This is a genomic window from Marinifilum caeruleilacunae, assembly GCF_013141825.1.
GTDB classification, from domain to species: Bacteria; Bacteroidota; Bacteroidia; order Bacteroidales; family Marinifilaceae; genus Marinifilum; species Marinifilum caeruleilacunae.
Genome location: NZ_RZNH01000003.1, coordinates 137,894 through 156,688 on the forward strand (window position 1 = coordinate 137,894; position 18,795 = coordinate 156,688).

20 protein-coding genes are annotated in these 18,795 nt (G+C 37.9%); 9 read left to right on the forward strand and 11 right to left on the reverse strand.

Going from position 1 to position 18,795, the window contains the following annotated elements; translation table 11 throughout:
- The 4 genes from pxpB to ELS83_RS03275 all read right to left on the reverse strand — a co-directional run bounded on the left by pxpB (position 1) and on the right by ELS83_RS03275 (position 3,479).
- Positions 1-681 carry a 5-oxoprolinase subunit PxpB gene (gene pxpB, locus ELS83_RS03260; protein ID WP_171594095.1) on the reverse strand — a complete coding sequence of 227 codons (681 nt, stop codon included), beginning with the start codon at positions 679-681 and terminating at the stop codon, positions 1-3.
- Positions 678-1,436, reverse strand: a complete 759-nt coding sequence (locus tag ELS83_RS03265) for a LamB/YcsF family protein (RefSeq protein WP_171594096.1) — start codon at positions 1,434-1,436, stop codon at positions 678-680. The genes pxpB and ELS83_RS03265 overlap by 4 nt, the downstream gene beginning before the upstream one ends.
- A gap of 10 nt (positions 1,437-1,446) precedes the next feature.
- Positions 1,447-2,685 (reverse strand): Nramp family divalent metal transporter, encoded by a 1,239-nt coding sequence (locus tag ELS83_RS03270; RefSeq protein ID WP_171594097.1) that lies wholly within the window; start codon positions 2,683-2,685, stop codon positions 1,447-1,449.
- A 191-nt stretch (positions 2,686-2,876) separates the two neighbouring features.
- Positions 2,877-3,479 (reverse strand): bifunctional nuclease family protein, encoded by a 603-nt coding sequence (locus ELS83_RS03275; RefSeq protein ID WP_171594098.1) that lies wholly within the window; start codon positions 3,477-3,479, stop codon positions 2,877-2,879.
- Positions 3,480-3,915: 436 nt separating this feature from the next.
- Here ELS83_RS03275 and rplU point away from each other — a divergent pair, with 436 nt between their 5' ends.
- From rplU to ruvC, 7 genes are all read left to right on the forward strand, one after another.
- Positions 3,916-4,227: a 50S ribosomal protein L21 gene (rplU, locus tag ELS83_RS03280; protein WP_171594099.1), complete on the forward strand. Its 312-nt coding sequence runs from the start codon at positions 3,916-3,918 to the stop codon at positions 4,225-4,227.
- 19 nt (positions 4,228-4,246) lie between these two features.
- Positions 4,247-4,507 (forward strand): 50S ribosomal protein L27, encoded by a 261-nt coding sequence (gene rpmA / locus ELS83_RS03285; protein ID WP_054716802.1) that lies wholly within the window; start codon positions 4,247-4,249, stop codon positions 4,505-4,507.
- A 117-nt stretch (positions 4,508-4,624) separates the two neighbouring features.
- Positions 4,625-5,899 carry a serine--tRNA ligase gene (gene serS / locus ELS83_RS03290; protein ID WP_171594100.1) on the forward strand — a complete coding sequence of 425 codons (1,275 nt, stop codon included), beginning with the start codon at positions 4,625-4,627 and terminating at the stop codon, positions 5,897-5,899.
- Positions 5,900-5,987: 88 nt separating this feature from the next.
- On the forward strand, positions 5,988-7,805 hold the full coding sequence (locus tag ELS83_RS03295) for a tetratricopeptide repeat protein (protein ID WP_171594101.1): 1,818 nt from the start codon (positions 5,988-5,990) through the stop codon (positions 7,803-7,805).
- A 153-nt stretch (positions 7,806-7,958) separates the two neighbouring features.
- Positions 7,959-8,261, forward strand: coding sequence for a DUF4286 family protein (locus ELS83_RS03300; RefSeq protein ID WP_171594102.1), 303 nt, complete (start codon positions 7,959-7,961; stop codon positions 8,259-8,261).
- Between the two features lie 10 nt (positions 8,262-8,271).
- Positions 8,272-9,165 carry a DMT family transporter gene (locus ELS83_RS03305; protein WP_216616342.1) on the forward strand — a complete coding sequence of 298 codons (894 nt, stop codon included), beginning with the start codon at positions 8,272-8,274 and terminating at the stop codon, positions 9,163-9,165.
- The gene (ruvC, locus tag ELS83_RS03310) at positions 9,158-9,712 is read left to right on the forward strand and encodes a crossover junction endodeoxyribonuclease RuvC (RefSeq protein WP_171594103.1); all 555 of its coding nucleotides are present in this window, start codon (positions 9,158-9,160) and stop codon (positions 9,710-9,712) included. Before ELS83_RS03305 ends, ruvC begins: the two co-directional genes overlap by 8 nt.
- A 72-nt stretch (positions 9,713-9,784) precedes the next feature.
- Here the strand turns inward: ruvC and ELS83_RS03315 are convergent, their stop codons facing one another.
- The 3 genes from ELS83_RS03315 to ELS83_RS03325 all read right to left on the reverse strand — a co-directional run bounded on the left by ELS83_RS03315 (position 9,785) and on the right by ELS83_RS03325 (position 11,334).
- Positions 9,785-10,180, reverse strand: a complete 396-nt coding sequence (locus tag ELS83_RS03315; protein WP_171594104.1) for an HIT family protein — start codon at positions 10,178-10,180, stop codon at positions 9,785-9,787.
- 36 nt (positions 10,181-10,216) lie between these two features.
- Positions 10,217-10,690, reverse strand: a complete 474-nt coding sequence (gene greA / locus ELS83_RS03320; protein WP_171594105.1) for a transcription elongation factor GreA — start codon at positions 10,688-10,690, stop codon at positions 10,217-10,219.
- Between the two features lie 176 nt (positions 10,691-10,866).
- Positions 10,867-11,334 carry a hypothetical protein gene (locus ELS83_RS03325; RefSeq protein WP_171594106.1) on the reverse strand — a complete coding sequence of 156 codons (468 nt, stop codon included), beginning with the start codon at positions 11,332-11,334 and terminating at the stop codon, positions 10,867-10,869.
- 86 nt (positions 11,335-11,420) lie between these two features.
- Here ELS83_RS03325 and ELS83_RS03330 point away from each other — a divergent pair, with 86 nt between their 5' ends.
- Together ELS83_RS03330 and ELS83_RS03335 are read left to right on the forward strand one after the other, a co-directional pair.
- A complete protein-coding gene (locus ELS83_RS03330) occupies positions 11,421-11,900 on the forward strand; it encodes a Rieske (2Fe-2S) protein (RefSeq protein ID WP_171594107.1) in 480 nt (159 codons plus the stop codon).
- A 202-nt stretch (positions 11,901-12,102) separates the two neighbouring features.
- Positions 12,103-14,622: a sodium-translocating pyrophosphatase gene (locus ELS83_RS03335; protein WP_171594108.1), complete on the forward strand. Its 2,520-nt coding sequence runs from the start codon at positions 12,103-12,105 to the stop codon at positions 14,620-14,622.
- Positions 14,623-15,010: 388 nt separating this feature from the next.
- Here the strand turns inward: ELS83_RS03335 and ELS83_RS03340 are convergent, their stop codons facing one another.
- The 4 genes from ELS83_RS03340 to ELS83_RS03355 all read right to left on the reverse strand — a co-directional run bounded on the left by ELS83_RS03340 (position 15,011) and on the right by ELS83_RS03355 (position 18,617).
- The gene (locus tag ELS83_RS03340; protein ID WP_171594109.1) at positions 15,011-15,184 is read right to left on the reverse strand and encodes a hypothetical protein; all 174 of its coding nucleotides are present in this window, start codon (positions 15,182-15,184) and stop codon (positions 15,011-15,013) included.
- Positions 15,185-15,349: 165 nt separating this feature from the next.
- Positions 15,350-15,700, reverse strand: coding sequence for a TlpA family protein disulfide reductase (locus ELS83_RS03345; protein WP_171594110.1), 351 nt, complete (start codon positions 15,698-15,700; stop codon positions 15,350-15,352).
- A gap of 758 nt (positions 15,701-16,458) precedes the next feature.
- On the reverse strand, positions 16,459-16,962 hold the full coding sequence (locus tag ELS83_RS03350; protein ID WP_171594111.1) for a hypothetical protein: 504 nt from the start codon (positions 16,960-16,962) through the stop codon (positions 16,459-16,461).
- Between the two features lie 725 nt (positions 16,963-17,687).
- The gene (locus ELS83_RS03355) at positions 17,688-18,617 is read right to left on the reverse strand and encodes a bifunctional riboflavin kinase/FAD synthetase (protein WP_171594112.1); all 930 of its coding nucleotides are present in this window, start codon (positions 18,615-18,617) and stop codon (positions 17,688-17,690) included.
- Positions 18,618-18,795: the final 178 nt, after the last annotated feature.

The following is an 18,795-nucleotide window of genomic DNA, read 5'->3' on the forward strand; positions in this document are numbered from 1 at the left end:
TTAGTCGTTTTCGTTTAATTTATAATACTCTTCTTCGCTTATCGGGTAAAACTTAAGATAGTCTCCGGCTTGCAATAGAAACTCTGGCTTTCGATTCGGATCGAAAAGTCGATATGGCGTGCGGCCAATGATTTGCCAACCTCCCGGACTTTCAATTGGGTAAATTCCGGTTTGTTCCGCCGCAAGTCCTACCGATCCGGCCAGTATTTTCTGACTTGGCACTTCCTTTCGCGGTGTAGCAATACTTTTATCCATGCCTCCCAGGTAGCAAAATCCAGGTGTAAAACCAAGCATATAAACCAGGTAAGAATTCTGTGAATGTTTCTCTATAATCTCCTGCTCTCTTAAACCTGTATGTGCTATTACAGCATCCATATCTTCCCCAAAATTTCCACCATAACAAACTGGTATCTCAACAGTTTTTGCCTCGGGAATTTCAATCTCCGAAATGTTTTCAGCCAATATTTTCAGCTCCTTCAATAAACTTTTGTACTGAATCTTCAAAGGATCGTATAGCACCATCAAATCGGTATAAGATGGAACGCACTCTATAATCCCTTCCAATTTCTTATTGCTTAAAGCGATAAAGTAAGCCCTTACTTTCCGGTTGATTTCTTCAGAAATTTCGTTTCCAAATTTGACCAGAAATGCAGAATCTCCCGATGGAATATATTCAATCATCTTAATGCCCTTATTTGAATTTCATTCTCTGCTAAACACTCGTAAATCCTTACTGCCAATTCGAAGGCTGCAGGATTATCTCCATGAATACAAATGGTATCAGCTTTTAAAGCAACTTCTTTTCGGTTTATGCTTTTCACCTTTCCATGTTTTACCATTTCCAAAACCCTTTCACAAACCATATCGGGCTCATGAATTACAGCTCCTTCTCTACTTCTTGGTACCAGCTTTCCTTCATCGGTATAAGCTCTGTCGGCAAAAATTTCCGAAGCGAATATCAATCCAACACTATCGGCAGCTTCCTGCATGCATGAATTTGCCAGCCCCATAAATATAAGATTAGGGTCAATTTCCTTGATTCCTTCTGCTATTGCAATTGCCATATCCAGATTGGCTGCCGCCTGGTTGTACATGGCACCATGTGGTTTTACATGTTGTAGTTTGCCTCCCAAACTTTCCGTCATTCCTTTAAGTGCCGAAACCTGGTACTTCACCATGGTTTTCAACTCTTCCAGGGAAACCGACATGTTTCTTCTTCCAAATCCAATCAAATCAGGGTAGCCCGGATGCGCACCAATGGCCACTCCATGTTTCAGGGCCATGCGAATTGTTTTTTCCATAATCAATGGATCTCCGGCATGATATCCACAAGCAATATTGGCCGAACTGATGTATTTCATCAATTCTTCATCCATACCAATTTTGTAGTTGCCAAAACTCTCTCCAAGGTCACTATTTAAATCTATACGAATCATATTGTTTGAATTAAAATACACCTGCAACATGCAGAATACTCTTTATGCCTAAACCTATCATGATACAAACCACGATGGCTCCAATAATATTTTGAACGATTTTGTTTCTGTGCTCTCCCAACACCTTTTTGCTATTCATAATAAGTAAAAGATATATGGCGATTACCGGCAGTAAAATTCCATTGGCAATTTGTGCAAATACAATAGCCTTTATCGGGCTAAAACCAATGGCTGAAAACACAATGCCGATCAACAAAATGAGCATCCAAACGGCTTTGAATTTAAAGGATTTCAGATCTACTTTCCAGCCCAGGATTCCTGCTGTGGCATAAGCTGCTGCAAGAGGTGCTGTAATGGCCGATGAAATTCCGGCAGCAAACAAACCTACCGACATAATAATTCCTGCCCAATCGCCCAGCAAAGGTTTAAGCTGAGAAGCCAAATCGCTGGCTCCTTTTATTTCAGCTCCTGTACCAAAAAATGCTGCCGCAGATGTAATCACAATCGACATGGATATGACACCACCCAAAATCACAGAAAAAAACAAGTCCGTTCGGGCGGTAGAAAGGTCTTCTTTTTTCGACCACTTTTCCCGAACCACCGAAGCATGCAAGAACAAGTTATAGGGAACCACTGTTGTTCCAATCAAACCAATTAACATGTATACACTTTCGGCTGGTAAGGATGGAACAAACATTCCTTTTAGAATGGGTAATAAGTCTGGGCCAATAATAATCATGGTAGAAATAAAAGAAATACTCATCAGCAATACCAAAGCAATAAGAATACGCTCCAGGCTTTTATAACTGCCCATTACCAGAAGAGCGAAGGCAATAAGGCCAATTACTGGTCCCCAGATCTGAATCTCACCCCCACCCAGGTCGACAGTTGAAATTCCGGTAACTTCTATCATTCCCAGTGAAGCACCAAGAATGTTTCCTGTTTCATATGCCGCATTTCCAATTAGGATGGCTGAAAGTACAAGTACTATAGCCATTAATTTTAAAAACGGATTTCGAAACTGATGGCGCAATGCCTCTCCCAAACCTTTCTGACCTATGATTCCTAAACGGGCTGTCATCTCTTGAAGCACAATGGTTGCCAGCACACTGAAAACAAGTCCCCAGAGTAGGGCATATCCGAATCCGGCACCGGTTAAGGTACAGGTTGTGATGGTTCCCGGACCAATAAATGCAGCGGTTACTAGTATTCCCGGTCCAAGATTTTTTAGTTTTTCTTTTAGCTTCATAGGGTTATTTAGGGTTTGTTGTAGAGCCTTAAATTTAGCTTTTTATTCAGTTTTTTATGATTTGAGAATCAAGTTTTTTCATGATTCTTATCACAAATATGAATCTACCCTAAAGACAAGCTAAAACCTAAAATGGGTGAATAAAAAAAGGCAGGTAACTTACCTGCCTCTGTTCTTATTTTATCTTTTAATTATTCTCCTCTTTTGTCCAGTTCGTCTCGAATTAAAGAAGCTTTCTCATAATCCTCATCGCGAATGGCATCATCTAGCATTCCTTGTAATTGTGCGATTGAATAATCGCTAAACTGACTGCTCGAACTGGATTCAGTCGCACCGTAATCTGCCGTTGGAGCAGTAATAGTAGGCTCCTGAGGCTCGCCTTCTATTGATAAAACAATACCAGCCTTATCAATAATTTCATCGGTCGTGTAAATTGGGCATTTAAATCGCAGGGCAATGGCCACAGCATCCGAAGTTCTCGAATCGATTCGAATTCTGTTTGCACCTTTCTCACAAATCAATTCGGAGTAGAAGATTCCTTCTTCCAAACGATATATATTTACCTCGATTACATTCACCGCAAAAGCCTCAGCAAAACTTTTAAATAAGTCGTGAGTTAAAGGTCTTGGCGGATCCAACTCTTCCAATTGTATGGCTATCGATTGAGCCTCAACTCCACCAATAATAATGGGAATCCGTCTATCGCCATCTTCTTCGGACAATACCAATGCATACGCACCGGTTTGTGTCTGACTATATGACAATCCAAGAACGTTTAGTTTTATTTTACCCATAGGTTTCTACAAATTTCCATCTTTCGTGTAGCAAATATAATAATTGTTTTGAAGCTTATTAAAAATAAAGGAAATCAAGACATTTTTATTTATTCGCATTCAGTTCGTCCACTTCACAAACCCCTTTTATCAGTTACATGAAGTCGGATTTGCAAATGTATTATATGAAGATACAATTATTAGCCTACATAATCCAAACATGAATCGGGAAAGTTTCTACATTTGCAGGTAAATCATCTTGGATTTTGTAACATAGGAAATTACAAATGAAAAAAGTGGAGAAAATCCTTCATTTCTATCCTTAAAACTTTGTTTATCAATTATTCTTTTCTATTTTTGCAATCCGAAAAATAAATTTCTTCGGGGGTTCACCAAGAGGAATAACTTGATTAGCAGGTTGCCCACCCCCTGGAACAAACCGTAAAATTGTATTAAAATGTACGCAATTGTAGAAATCGCGGGTCAGCAATTTAAAGTTGAAAAAGACCAGAAGATTTTCGTTCACAGATTAGAAGCTGAAGAAGGTGGACAAGTTGAGTTCGCTAAAGTTCTTTTAGTTGATAATGAAGGTGAAGTTGTAGTTGGTGCTCCTGCTGTTGAAGGCGCAAAAGTAACTGCAAAAGTTTTATCACACATGAAAGGTGATAAGGTTAAAGTATTCAAAAAGAAAAGAAGAAAAGGATACAAAAAACTGAACGGTCACCGTCAGTACCTTTCACAAATTCAAATTGAAGAAATTGTAGCTTAATCCTTAAAAATATTACAAAATGGCACATAAAAAAGGAGTTGGTAGCTCGAAGAACGGTAGAGAATCGGAAAGTAAACGATTAGGAGTTAAAATTTACGGCGGACAATTTGCACAAGCTGGAAATATTCTAGTACGCCAAAGAGGAACTAAGCATAACGCAGGTGAAAACGTAGGTTGTGGTAAAGATCACACTCTATTTGCACTTGTTGATGGAACTGTTGTTTTCAGAAAGAAAAGAGACAACAAATCTTACGTTTCTATTGAACCTCTTGCTGAATAGTTAATTCAGTATTAAAATATTTAAATCTCCTGCTTTATCAAGGTATAAAGACAGGAGATTTTTTTATTTTTACACTTTCATAAAAATCAGGGAATAATCATCAACAAAAGAAAATAGATGCTAAGCCTAAAATATTTACAGGAAAACCAGGAAGAAGCCATTAAGGCTTTAGAGATCAAAAATTTTGATGCCAAAGAAATCATCGGAAAAATTATTGGTCTTGATGAGAATAGAAAAGCTACCCAAGCTGAACAAGATGCTATGCAGGCTGAAATGAACAGTTTATCGAAAGAGATTGGTATGCTTTTTAAAAGTGGAAAGGCTGAAGAAGCCAATGCTGCAAAAGCAAAAACAGGTGAGTTGAAAAACGCCATTGCAGAATTGAGTTCGAAGCAAAGTTCCATTGTTGAAGAATTAAACGATTTGCTTTTGCAAATTCCTAACATTCCTCACTCATCGGTTCCTGCAGGTAAAGGCGAAGAGGATAATGTGATTGAAAAAACTGTTGGTGAAGCTCCAGCTTTGGCTCCAGGTTCAGTTCCACACTGGGAATTGGCAAAAAAATACAATCTGATCGATTTCGATTTAGGGGTGAAAATTACTGGCGCAGGTTTCCCATTGTATCGTGGAAAGGGAGCAATTCTTCAGAGAGCATTAATCAATTTCTTCCTTGATGAAAACCGCAAAGCGGGTTACGAAGAAGTTATTCCTCCATTGGTGGTGAACGAAGATTCTGGTTATGGTACAGGTCAGTTGCCTGATAAGGAAGGGCAAATGTATCATGTAACGGAAGACAACTTGTATTTGATTCCAACAGCCGAGGTTCCGGTAACCAATATTTACCGCGATGTAATTCTTAAGGGAGAAGAATTCCCAGTTAAGAATACCGCTTATTCGGCTTGTTTCAGAAGAGAAGCAGGATCGTACGGTAAAGATGTAAGAGGTTTGAACCGCCTACACCAATTCGATAAGGTAGAGATTGTACAATTGCAGCACCCTGAAAAATCATATGAAACGCTTGATGAAATGGTGAAGCATGTTGAAGGAATTATTCAGAAGCTTGAATTGCCGTACCGTCTATTGCGTTTATGTGGTGGCGATACAAGTTTTACAGCTGCTTTAACTTTTGATTTTGAAGTGTACTCTGCAGCCCAAGACAAGTGGTTAGAGGTAAGTTCTGTTTCCAACTTTGAATCGTACCAGGCAAACCGCCTAAAACTTAGATTCAAAGACAAGGATATGAAGAAGCCTCAATTGGCTCACACCTTAAATGGTAGTGCATTGGCATTGCCAAGAATCGTTGCTGCTTTATTGGAAAATCATCAAACCCCGGAAGGAATCAAAATTCCAAAAGCATTGGTTCCATACACAGGATTCGATATGATCGATTAAATCAATATTCAAAATATTTGTCAAAGCCCGAACATTAAAGTCGGGCTTTTTTTTATTTTTATGGTGGCGAATCCTTAAATATTACATTTTGAAAAAGATACTTACAAGCTTATTACTGATTTCTCTGATATCCGGAACGCTTTCTGTTTTCGGACAATTGAACATTCAATCGGGAAGTTCATTGGCCTTTAAATATTTTCGTGATAAAGAATACAAACCTGCTTCTACTCTTTTTTATGATTTGTATGATGTTACAAAATCAAAAACCTATTACAATTATTATATCGATTGTTTGCTGGCGCTTGAAGAGTTTAAAGACGCAGAAAGTTTTGTAAAGAAGCAGATTCGAAAAAATCCGAATGACAATAGTTTTCTAATCAGCCTGGGATATGTGTATAAAAAGTGGAACCAAGAGGAACAAGCAGTCCTTCAATTCAACAAAGCAATTGAAAAATTAAAACCCATTAAGGTAGATATTAACAATGCTGCCAACGCCTTTATCGCAAAGCGCGAATACGATTTTGCTGCCAAGGTGTATCAAAAAGGCCGCGAACTATTACAACAGCCTCATCTTTATCATCTCGAATTGGGTAATATTTATCTCTACCAGAGAGATTTTGAGAAAATGCTTGCCGAATTCCTGATTGCAGTTTCTATCGATCCCACAAAAGTAAGCACGGTTCAAAACCGTCTGCAATCAGCATTAAATCAAGATATCGATTCAAGCCTCGACCCCATAATTCGAAATCAGCTCCTGAATAAAATGCGTACCGAACCCGACAATTTTGCCTTAAAGGAATTGTTGCAGTGGTATTTTATGCAGAAAAAGCAGTTTCAGCCGGCATTAGCGCAGGCCAGATCAATCGATTTGATTAAAAAAGAAGATGGTTTCAGATTGATGACATTGGGATTCACCGCCAGAACCAATAAAGATTTCGAAACAGCTATTGAAGCCTTTCAGCTGGTGATTGATAAAGGTCCGGAAGTTTCCAACTTTCTAAGAGCGAAAATTGAGCTTTTGGAAACCAATTATTTGCAGTTACAAGAAAGCAAAACTGCCAAGCAGGAAGATTGGCAAAAACTGGCCACTGACTACGATTCATTCCTAAACAAGGAGAAAAACATTGGGCAAACCAGCAAGGCTATTGTGCGATATTCGCATATCTTATCGGCTTATTTAAATCAAAGCGACAAGGCCATCGAAAAGCTGGAAGCTGTGCTAAAAGTTCGCAGTATTCATCCGCAATACAAGTCGGAAATTAAAATGGAGCTAGCCGATATTAAATTGTTTGCCGATGAAAAATGGGATGCCATTCTGCTCTATTCTCAATTGGAAAAAGCGAATAAAAACAATACCATTGGTTTCGAAGCAAAATTTAAAAAAGCAAAGGTTTCTTATTATATGGGCGAATTAAAATGGGCTAAAGCTCAGCTGGATGCTTTAAAAGGAAGTACATCGAAATTAATTGCCAACGATGCCATTGCCCTTTCTCAATTAATTAACGACAATACAACCCTGGATACGAGCTATACAGCAATGAAAACCTATGCTGAAGCAGATTTCCTGCTCTACCAAAAAAAGGAAGAAGCAGCACTCAATAAATTGGATGAACTGATTAGAAATCAACCAGCACACAGCTTAATTGACGAAGTGTACCTGAAAAAGTATGAGATATACTATCAGCAAAATCAACTGGAAAAAGCTTTGGAAAACCTTGAAAAGATCATTAACGATCACCCCTGGGATTCGCTAGCCGATAAAGCCTTATTCAAAAAAGGTGAATTATTGGAAAAAATGCAAAATGCAAGTGCTGCCATGGACTGTTACAAATCGATAATAACAGATTATCCAGACAGTATTTTTTCGGTTGAAGCAAGGCAAAAACTGAATGCACTGCGTCAGTAATTGATTGAAAATCACAAGCGAAAATGATATGAATCCACGTCAATATTCATAACTTTAAATGGGTAAGCAAGAATATAAAAGCTGAACTACTTTTATGAGTTTGCGACATCTGTGGATTTTCATACTTTTGCCCCACTTAAAAAACGTAAGACTATGTTATTATACAATACAAGCTATTTATTCGATCAGGAACTGGAAAAAGAATTTGTTGAATGGATGAAGATCAAATTTATTCCACTTTTAAAGGAAACAGGAACTTTTTCGAAGAGTTATTTCTGTAAGGTGATGGTTGCACAGGAAGATGGAGGCTTAACTTATTCTTTACAACTTTTATTCAATACTCCTGAGCAACTTGAAAAGTACATCAATAGTTTTGAGCCTAGAACCAAGGCAGTTTTTGGTGCAAGGTTCCAAAACCAGGTTATCAGCTTTTCATCACTTTTACAGGAAGTTTAAAGCCGTTTCATTGACAAAGCAAACAAGAGCATACACATACGCTTTATTGGCAATTTTATGCTGGTCTACCGTGGCAACAGCATTTAAAATTGCGCTAAATGGCATGGACTTTTTGCACTTGTTATTGATCTCATCGGGAACCGCACTGCTTTTTCTTTCGGTGATCCTAATCCTGAAAAAGCAATTCACACAAAGTTTTTCGGTGAGCAGGAAGCATTACCTTAGTTCTGCAATATTAGGATTTCTGAACCCATTCCTGTACTATTTGGTACTACTGAAAGCCTATGCCATTTTGCCGGCCCAATTTGCCATGAGCCTGAATTACATTTGGCCCATTACACTGGTATTGCTTTCTATTCCGCTTTTAAAACAGAAAATTGGCCTTAGAAGCATTCTTTGCATCCTGCTTAGTTTTTGCGGCGTAATTGTGATTGCCAACAAGGGTTCTCTTGCTTCTATCGAAACACCCAATCCATTTGGGGTTGTATTGGCCATAGGTAGTTCCATTTTCTGGGCCTTGTACTGGATTTATAATGTAAAAGACAAGAGAAAGGAAGTGGCAAAACTGTTTCTGAATTTCATTTTTGGATTTATATACATTGCCATTACCATTGCCCTGTTTTCGAAATTTACCCTTCCAGATTCCAAATCTTTCCTGGCAGGAATTTATATTGGAATTGTTGAATGTGGAATTGCATATGTACTTTGGCTTAAAGCGATGAAATTAAGCAGCTCAACCGACAAAATTGGACACCTGGTTTTCCTGAGCCCATTTGTTTCGCTGATTTTTATTCACCTGATTCTCGGAGAATCTATCTATCTTAGTACACTGGCAGGATTGATCCTGATTATCGCAGGAATTGTGCTGCAAAAACTCATTCAAAAATCCAATTCAATTGAGTAACGACAGAATTATTATGGGAATTGATCCGGGAACCAATTTAATGGGATACGGATTGATTAGAGTGGTAAACAAAAAACCGGAAATTTTGGTTTCGGGCGTGCTTGACTTAAAGAAAATTGACGATCCCTACATCAAACTTCAAAAGATCTTTCAGCGCACCCTACAGGTAATCGATGAGTATCATCCCGATGAACTGGCCATTGAATCCCAGTTTTTTGGTAAGAACATACAGTCGATGCTGAAACTTGGTCGTGCACAAGGAGTTGCCATTGCCGCTGCATTACAGAGAAATATTCCCATTTTCGAATATGCTCCGCGAAAAATTAAACTGGCCATTACGGGTACAGGAACGGCTTCTAAAGAACAGTTGGCTGTCATCCTTCAGCGCTACTTTAAGATGAAAGATTTTCCTCAAAATCCCGATGAATCGGATGCTATTGCTATCGCACTTTGCCATTTCTTCCAGGATAATGCATTGGTCACTGCAAAAAAATCCAGCTCATGGGCCGATTTTATAAAGAACAATCCCAACAGGATTAAAAAGTAAATTTCTTGTAAAATACAGATACAAAAAAAGCCGCTCATCAAGCGGCTTTGTTATATATGCTATGAGATACTCTTATTCCAAATTTTTACGGATTGCCTCAGCAACTTCTGCCAATTCTTCCTGACTTGGTGATAATTTCGGACTTTCGAAATTCAAATCACCAATACGATTTAATGGTACCAGGTGGATATGCGTATGCGGAACTTCCAAACCAATAACGGCAACTCCAACTCTTTTACATTCCACACTTTTATCAATTGCTTTTGCAATTTTCTTTGCGAAAAGGTTTAAACCGGCCAATACATCATCTTCCAAATCGAAAATGTAATCCACTTCCTGTTTTGGAATCACCAAAGTATGACCTTTAGCCAATGGACTAATATCCAAAAAGGCAAAATACTTATCGTCTTCAGCAATTTTGTGGCAAGGAATCTCGCCCTGTACTATTTTTGTGAAAATTGAAGCCATTTATTCTTGTTTTACGAAGTTTCCTTTTTTGTTCTATTAGATAGAGATTTCGATAATTTCGAAAGGAATAATTCCGTTAGGAACCTGGATATCTACAATATCACCCACTTCCTTACCAATCAAACCTTTTGCAATTGGGGTGTTGATTGAAAGTTTTCCTTTCTTAAAATCTGCTTCACTTTCCGATACCAAAGTGTAAGTCATAACAGCACCATTTTTCTGATTTTTAATGGTCACCTTATTCATCATCTGAACTTTTGAAGTATCGATTTTGGTTTCATCAATTACTCTACTGTTTGCAATTACTCCTCTTAACTGGGCAATTTTTGCTTCCAACAGTCCCTGAGCTTCTTTAGCAGCATCGTACTCAGCATTTTCCGACAAATCCCCCTTGTCGATTGCTTCTCCAATTTGTTTTGAAATTTTTGGACGCTCAATTGTTTCAAGCTGTTCCAATTCTTCTCTTAGTTTTTTTAAACCATCTGCTGTTACGTATGAATAACCAGACATAATATCCTCCTATTTATTTTTTCTTGATTTCTGAATTCCCAGATCGTAAACGACCTATAAAACAAAAAGAATCCCGAACACTCGGAACTCTTCAGAGATTCAAATATACAAAATTTATATTTTATGCTCCTGTTCTATCCTATAACTGGGACTTATAAAAGTACTAAAAAATTAAACTAATTGTACTTTCTATCTAAAATTTCCTTGTAAATTATTGCCTGACGCCAGTCAATCTCCTCTCTTTCTACTTCTTCCTCATCCTCTTCATCGCTGTACAGTTTCTTAAGGGCATCAAAAGAAGAAATTTTTCGCTCTTCGTTATACTCAATGCTCGTTTCAAGCGGATTTTTTTGTTCGGGTACCGAATCTAAAACCGTTTCTTTCTCTGCAAATATCTCCTCTTCTTCCTCTTCCCATTCGGTTTCTTCCTGGTAAGGCTGTGGCGCAGGCTGTCCTAAAAGAGCTTCGAATACCGATTCGAAATCGCTTTCCTGCTTAGGAGGCTGTGGAGCTGTTTGCTCCGCCACTTCTCCATCGTCGGGTGGCGACATAGGAATTGGTTTCTTCTTCTTTTTTAAAGAGCTAAAAATACCTACAATGGCTGCTATAATCAGGTAAATTATATTTCCCCATCCGTCTTCCATGAGAGTTCTGATATTTAATTGTTAGATTTACACTTTGGCAATACTAAGCAGGCTTTTCCTGCGTTTAATAATGCAAACTATAAATTATGTCAGTCAACAAATCAAATTTACTATATTTTTTCGTTTTCTTTTCATTGTGCCTAAGTATTTGTTCGTGCAGCTCCGATTCGGTTGATGTGAACGATATTGTTCCCTACAGAAAAATCGATGTGAGCTTAAATCTCGATTATCACAATGAATTGACCAATAATACCGCGCTTTACTTTAGCGATGTTTACGGACAAAGTGTGGGGTACAGAAACCATGGTATTATTGTATTCAGAGCCAACGACCAATATTACGCTTACGATGCCACCTGCACACACGATGTTGAGGCCGATGAACATGTTGAACTCAACGATCCGGATGATCCGGATGCATGGGAAGGTGTTGCAGTATGCCCGATTTGCGAAAGCGAATTTTTAATCCAGAATGGAGCCTTTCCAATTAATGAATCTGTGGCCAAACATCCATTAAAATCATACAGAACCAGTAAATCTGGCAATATGCTTAGGATATACAACTAATCAGTATGTAAAAGGCACAAAAAAATTAGTCCCATTTGCAACAGAACTAATTTTGACATCATAAATATAACAAAATCAGGATACAAAGCAAATCGACGAAAGTTTTTCTGAATACATATTATTCAAAAAAAACCTTGACACAGTAAACAATAATGCATAATTTGATAGGAAATTCACCTATTCAAATTAATTTTTTAATCTTATGAAGAAAGCATTATTACTACTTGTGTTCGGGGTATTATTTGCACCGTTCGCATCTTTCGCAAGCGAAGCCGATTTGGTAGTTCCTGATTTAAGACAGAGTGTTTTTGAGGGAATCGGAGGCATGAATGGCTGGGACTTGCTCCTCTACGGAATTATCATTATTGTCCTTGGTTTATTGTTTGGGATGGTTCAATTCAACAGAATCAAGAAGCTTCCTACCCATAAATCGATGGCAAAAGTTTCCAATATTATTTATGAAACTTGTAAAACCTACTTGTTACAGCAGGGTAAATTCCTGATCATTCTTTTCGTGATCATTGGCGTTGCCATTGGTTACTACTTTATTGGCCTTGCCCATGTTTCAGTTCCTAAAACCATGTTAATTCTGTTATGGACAGTATTGGGTATTTTAGGTTCATATGGTGTTGCATGGTTCGGTATCAGAATTAATACCTATGCAAACAGTAGAACTTCATTTGCAGCATTAAAGAAAAAGCCTTTCGATGTAATGTCGATTCCGCTACAAGCAGGTATGAGTGTTGGTTTACTATTGATTTGTGTTGAGCTGATCATGATGATTGCCATCCTTCTTTTTATTCCTGGCGAAAGTGCTGGTGCTTGTTTCGTTGGTTTTGCAATTGGAGAATCGCTTGGTGCTTCTGCCTTAAGAATTGCCGGTGGTATCTTTACTAAAATTGCTGATATTGGAGCCGACTTAATGAAGATTGTATTTAAAATTGGAGAAGATGATCCAAGAAACCCTGGTGTAATTGCCGACTGTACTGGTGATAACGCAGGTGATAGCGTTGGGCCAACTGCCGATGGTTTTGAAACTTATGGTGTAACAGGTGTTGCATTAATTACCTTTATTATTTTAATGTTTGGCGAAACGGGTCTGATTCCTAATGTTGGGTTCGCATCTACTCTTATTGTTTGGATTTTTGCCATGCGTGTTCTGATGATTTTCACCTCGGTTCTTGCCTATTTGGTAAACCAGGCAATTGCAAAGGCAAAATATAGCAAAGCAGATAGTTTCGATTTCGAAGCTCCTTTAACTGCATTGGTATGGATTACTTCAATCATCTCTATTGTTGTAACCTATGCTTTGAGTTATGTCTTAATTTCCGACCTTCCTAACGGATTGTGGTGGAAACTTTCTACCATTATTTCCTGTGGTACTTTGGCGGCTGCCATTATTCCTGAATTTACAAAAGCCTTTACAAGCTCGAATTCTCGCCATGTAGGCGAAGTAGTAAGTGCTTCTCGCGAAGGTGGCGCTTCACTTACCATTCTTTCGGGTATGGTTGCAGGTAATTTCTCGGCATTCTGGAAAGGTATGGTCATGATGGCATTAATGGCCGTTGCATTCTACACGGTTCAGGATATCGATGTATTTGGTGAGTATCCTGGTATTTTTGCATTCGGTTTGGTGGCCTTTGGTTTCCTTGGTATGGGGCCGGTTACCATTGCGGTTGACTCTTACGGACCGGTAACCGATAATGCTCAGTCGGTATTTGAATTATCGCAGATTGAGAGCATTCCTAACATTAGCGAGGAAATTGAAAAAGACTTTGGTTTTGCACCAAACTTCGAAACAGGAAAACACAACCTGGAAGATAACGACTCGGCAGGTAACACCTTTAAGGCAACAGCTAAGCCAGTATTAATTGGTACTGCGGTAATTGGAGCAACTACCATGATTTTTGCCATCATTCTATTGCTAAAAGGAACCATTCTTTCTACGGGAGAATCCTTGCTGCAAATCGAACTGACCGATCCTTCGGTAATTCTTGGTCTGATTACCGGTGGTGCTGTAATTTACTGGTTCTCGGGTGCTTCGATGCAAGCCGTAACAACTGGTGCTTACCGTGCAGTAGAGTACATCAAGAAAAACATTAACCTCGATAAAGCTGAGGCTGATATTAACGACTCGAAGAATGTGGTAAAAATTTGTACCCAGTATGCACAGTCGGGTATGTGGAACATTTTTGCAGTAATTCTGAGTTTGACCCTGGCATTTGCATTCTTTAGCCCGAACTTCTTTGTGGCTTACCTAATTTCAATTGCCATTTTCGGACTGTTCCAGGCAATGTATATGGCCAATGCAGGTGGTGCGTGGGACAATGCCAAGAAAGTAGTTGAAGTAGATCTAAAAGAGAAAAACACAGCTCTTCACGATGCTACAATTGTAGGTGATACAGTTGGTGATCCTTACAAAGACACTTCGTCGGTAGCATTGAACCCAATTATTAAGTTCTCTACCCTATTTGGCTTATTGGCAGCCGAAATTGCAATCGAGTTGATTATTCATGCAGACAAAACAGGCGAAGCAAATATGGCTCCTTACATTGGTGGTGTATTCTTGTTAATCGGATTGTTCTTTGTATATCGTTCGTTCTACGGAATGAGAATTCCTGACAAACCAATTGGAGAAGGAAATCCAACACCGCAAGCAAAAAAAGAAGAACCTGGAACCAATCACCAGGAAGATGTAAAAATAGAAGCTAGTAACAACTAATAATTTGATTTCAATACGAACGGCCCCGGGGATTTTCTTCGGGGTTGTTTTTTAGCCTACACTGATAAGTCTGAACAATAGGACTTGCTTCTTATTCCTTTTTCAGATTTGTAAACATGGAGATCGATAGTATTGAAATGCATAAGATAACACTAGAATTAAAAGCTGTCATGGGAAAATGAAAGTAATCGAGAACGATTAATAAGGATACTGTATAGGGTAGCCACAAGGATATAGCAATTACAAAAAGGACTCTGCAAACTGCTTGAAGCCGAAATACTTTTTGAAGCTGATCGTTTAATGGATATTTCCATATTAAATAGTTGGCTAAAAATACAATTGCTATAATAAAATAACTCATAATTTACCTCCCTCCTGCTTTTAATTATTACTCCTTTCTTTGCCTGGCTCCAAGCCTGGGAACAAAAAGAACCACTCCTGTGATAATAGTAGAATTTACAACGGACTCCATCAGACTTTCATTGCTGCTCCACTGAAAAAGAATGGTAAAGGTGCTTATGGATAGAAGAGGTAAGAGAATATCATTTACTATTTTTTTCATATGTTGCTTGCTTTCATTCTAACTTAAACTTATCTGCTTTAAAAGCCGAATTATGAATACGAAGTACATTTCCTTCATTATCGAAAAGCAAATATGTTGGTAAAGAAATTTCAGTTGAATAATTCGGTATCAGATCATTGATAAACCTTTCCAATCTATTCCAATTCATGAACTCGGTTCCATATTAATTGATAGCATTGGGTGAGAGGCAAAATCATATTTGTTCAACATTTTTCGATCTGAATTGACTTCCAACCAATCCACACTAGAGATAAAAATAATTTCAATCTCATCTCGCTTTTGAAGATAAAAGCTCCTTAAGTCAGGCATAGATTCATGACATGGAATACACCAATGTGCAAAAAACACCAGCAAAACCTTTTTATGCTTTGAAGAAGATATCAGTTCCTTTACTTGATTTGAATTTACACTATAAGCTACTTCGGTTTTATCGTAGTAATCCTTTTTACTCATCAATTCAGGCAAAGCAAATTTCTCCTTCGTTCTTTTAGACATCTTAACATACCTGGGATTTATCCAATAACCACAAGAGGTTAGCAACAAAAGCTGGAAACACAGCAATAGACAAATAACTCTCATACTAACAATTCAAGATTAAATAAAGTATGTTCATACCTGATAAACAAGCGATATCGACAAACATAGCCTGAGCATCGACAAGTGAGCACCCGTGATCGACAAAGCTGATTTTCAACAACTTTTGTGACACTAAAAATGCTTTAAAAAAAGCAATGAGAAAATTTGTAGGTAAAGAGAATTACAGAAAAAGTTATTGCAGCCTGTCACTTTTTTGCTTTCATCACCATCTGATAAATAAAAGGACAAAGTATATTGCCTAAACTTATGGATATAAAAACAACTGCTATTTCTATAAACTCGTCATAAATATTGAGATAGAAACCCAAGATCGCAAATAGTAAGTTTAGCAATACTACAGTTAGTAAAACAAGCAATTTTTTCATGACTAAGACATGCTTTAAAATAATTAAAGAGAACACAGAGAAAATTCACAAAGCTTGTTTCTATTTTTTCTTGTTTAATACTCTTATAATATCTGCTCCAACTCCCCCAACAATTATTGCATTAACTATTGAGTATGCATCAAAAGTGTATAGCTGTAGATGGTAGAATATAAAATTCAACATGAAAAGAAATAGAGCAAATATTAGCATTCCTATCACAAGCTTCATGTTGTTTGCTTTTTGTTCATAATTCGAATTAAATCAGCCTGCCAACCTCCTGAAAATTCCGACTTATTGACTCCCTAAATCAGCTTCCTCTATGGTAAATTTTATATAACCTCTAATATCTGGATCCGTCGTCCTGTTTATTCCCCAGGATTCCTTATTATAAGGGCTGTGTCCAATTTCACCTTCTCTTATAAACCATTTCTTTAAAATAGTTTCACCATTATGCACAATATATCCTTCCCTATTATAATTCTCTAAATAATACTGTATCGGGTTGTAACTCATATCTTCGGAACTTACATCGCTTATGCTTACAGTCGAATCTGGTAATAGTTTATAATTCTTAAAAAAATCATTAATATCAATTTCAGTGGTGTCATAACAAATTTGAAAGAAATTAGTGTCTCTTGTTCCATTTTGAATTAAAACCTGATATTGGTAAGTTTCTTTTATTTGATCAATTTCAAATAAAAAACAAGAACCTAAGGAAGTCATCAATAATAACAATAAGATATTACGACAAATAACCTTACTTTCACGCTTGTCATGAAGGAAGATTATAGTCATCCTTATATATTTCATCAATTTTATCATCATAAATAGTGGAGGTTTTTAGTCTATCTCTTAATTTCGGAAGGCTCGTAACGGAGTTTGTCAAACAATAAGACACCTCTTGTATCGTTAAATCAGGTATCTCATTTACCGCATCTTTTAAAAAGCCGGGTGCGTAATAATCTTCATCTGCTGTCCACCCAGGAGATGTTGATACTCCATACATATCCCTATAGAAATAATCTGCACAAAAGTTCGCCCACATTTCTCCAACAACGCAATATCCTGCATTTTTTTTGATTAATAATGGCAGGAGAAATTCCCGAAATTTGACTTACAGCAAGCATTTGAAACTTTCTATTTTTAAAGTCTCTATCACATTTGCATTGGTAAGGAATTGCGTTTTATTCGGCATTTGTAACCGAAAGAAGAGTATTCAAAACGAGTCGGGCTTAACAGTAAGCTAGAATAAATAAAGCCTGTTAAGATTTTATAAGCAAGCGATATCGACAAACATAGCCTGAGCATCGACAAGTGAGTGCCTGTGATCGACAAGACTGATTTTCAACCACTTTCTTGAAGCTGAAAATGTCTTAGATTGAGGAAGTGATGAGAAAATAAGATGGGGAAATGGCACAATTTGCACCCTGCCGAAGCAGAGATTCGGCTACAGAATAAAGGGTACAGCAATACAGAGCACGAGGCATACTGTACTTACAATTGATTATAGAAATGGAGTTTTATTGGAGCAAATCCAGAACAGCCTGCTTGTCTTTTGCCAATTGTGCCTTTAGTTCATCAAGGGAGGCAAAAAACTGCTCGTTTCGAATTCTCTGGTAAAAATGAATGGTAATGTTTTTGTAGTAAATGTCCTGGTCGAAATCGAGTATGTGCACCTCTATTGATCGATTATCCAATTGATTGTTTACCGTTGGGCGCACACCAATGTTTAGCATGCCCAGGTAACGCTTGTCGCCAACATCTACCTTTACGGCATACACGCCATCTTTAGGTACAAGTTTGTAGCTTTCCTGCGGATCGATATTTGCTGTTGGGAAGCCAATTTTGTGGCCCAGTTTTTTCCCATCGACCACATCGCCTTTGATAAAAAATCGGTAGCCCAAATACTTGTTGGCGGTTTTAATATCGCCTTCGCCAATGGCTTTACGGATTTTGGTAGAGCTCACATTAATGGCATCCATATTGAGCACATCTTGTCGCTCAATTTTGAAGTTCAACTGATCGGCAAATACTTTTAAATCTTCGTATTTTCCTTCACGATTGTGGCCAAATCGGTGATCGTAACCCACCACCAGGTATTTCATACCCAATTGCTTGACCAAAATCTGTTCAACAAATTCGATATAGGAAAGCTGAGAAAACTCTTTGGTAAATGGGTAAATTACCAGGTGATCGATACCGGCCGCCTCGAGTAGTACTTTTTTCTCTTCCAGGGTGTTAATCAGGCGAAGACCATTGTCCTCTTTGTTTAGCACCAGGCGCGGATGCGGATAGAATGTAAAAATTACGGTTTCCCCTTTTACCCTGTGTGCCAATTCCTGTAATCGGCGAATTACTTTTCGGTGTCCCAAATGAACACCATCGAAGGTTCCAATGGTAACCACAGGGTTTAGTGCAGAAAAATCTTTAAGATCCGTATATATTTTCATCCGTAATAGCTCTTGTAATGGGCGAAACTCTTTTTCTCTCCTCTTTCTCCTCTTCGAACTCAGCCAGAATATTTCCCCCTTCTAATTCGAAAGCAAAAATATGAAAAATTCCCGAACAAGATCGATTCCTATAACATCTCGCACGACTCGATAATGATTATACAGGAAATTATTAGTA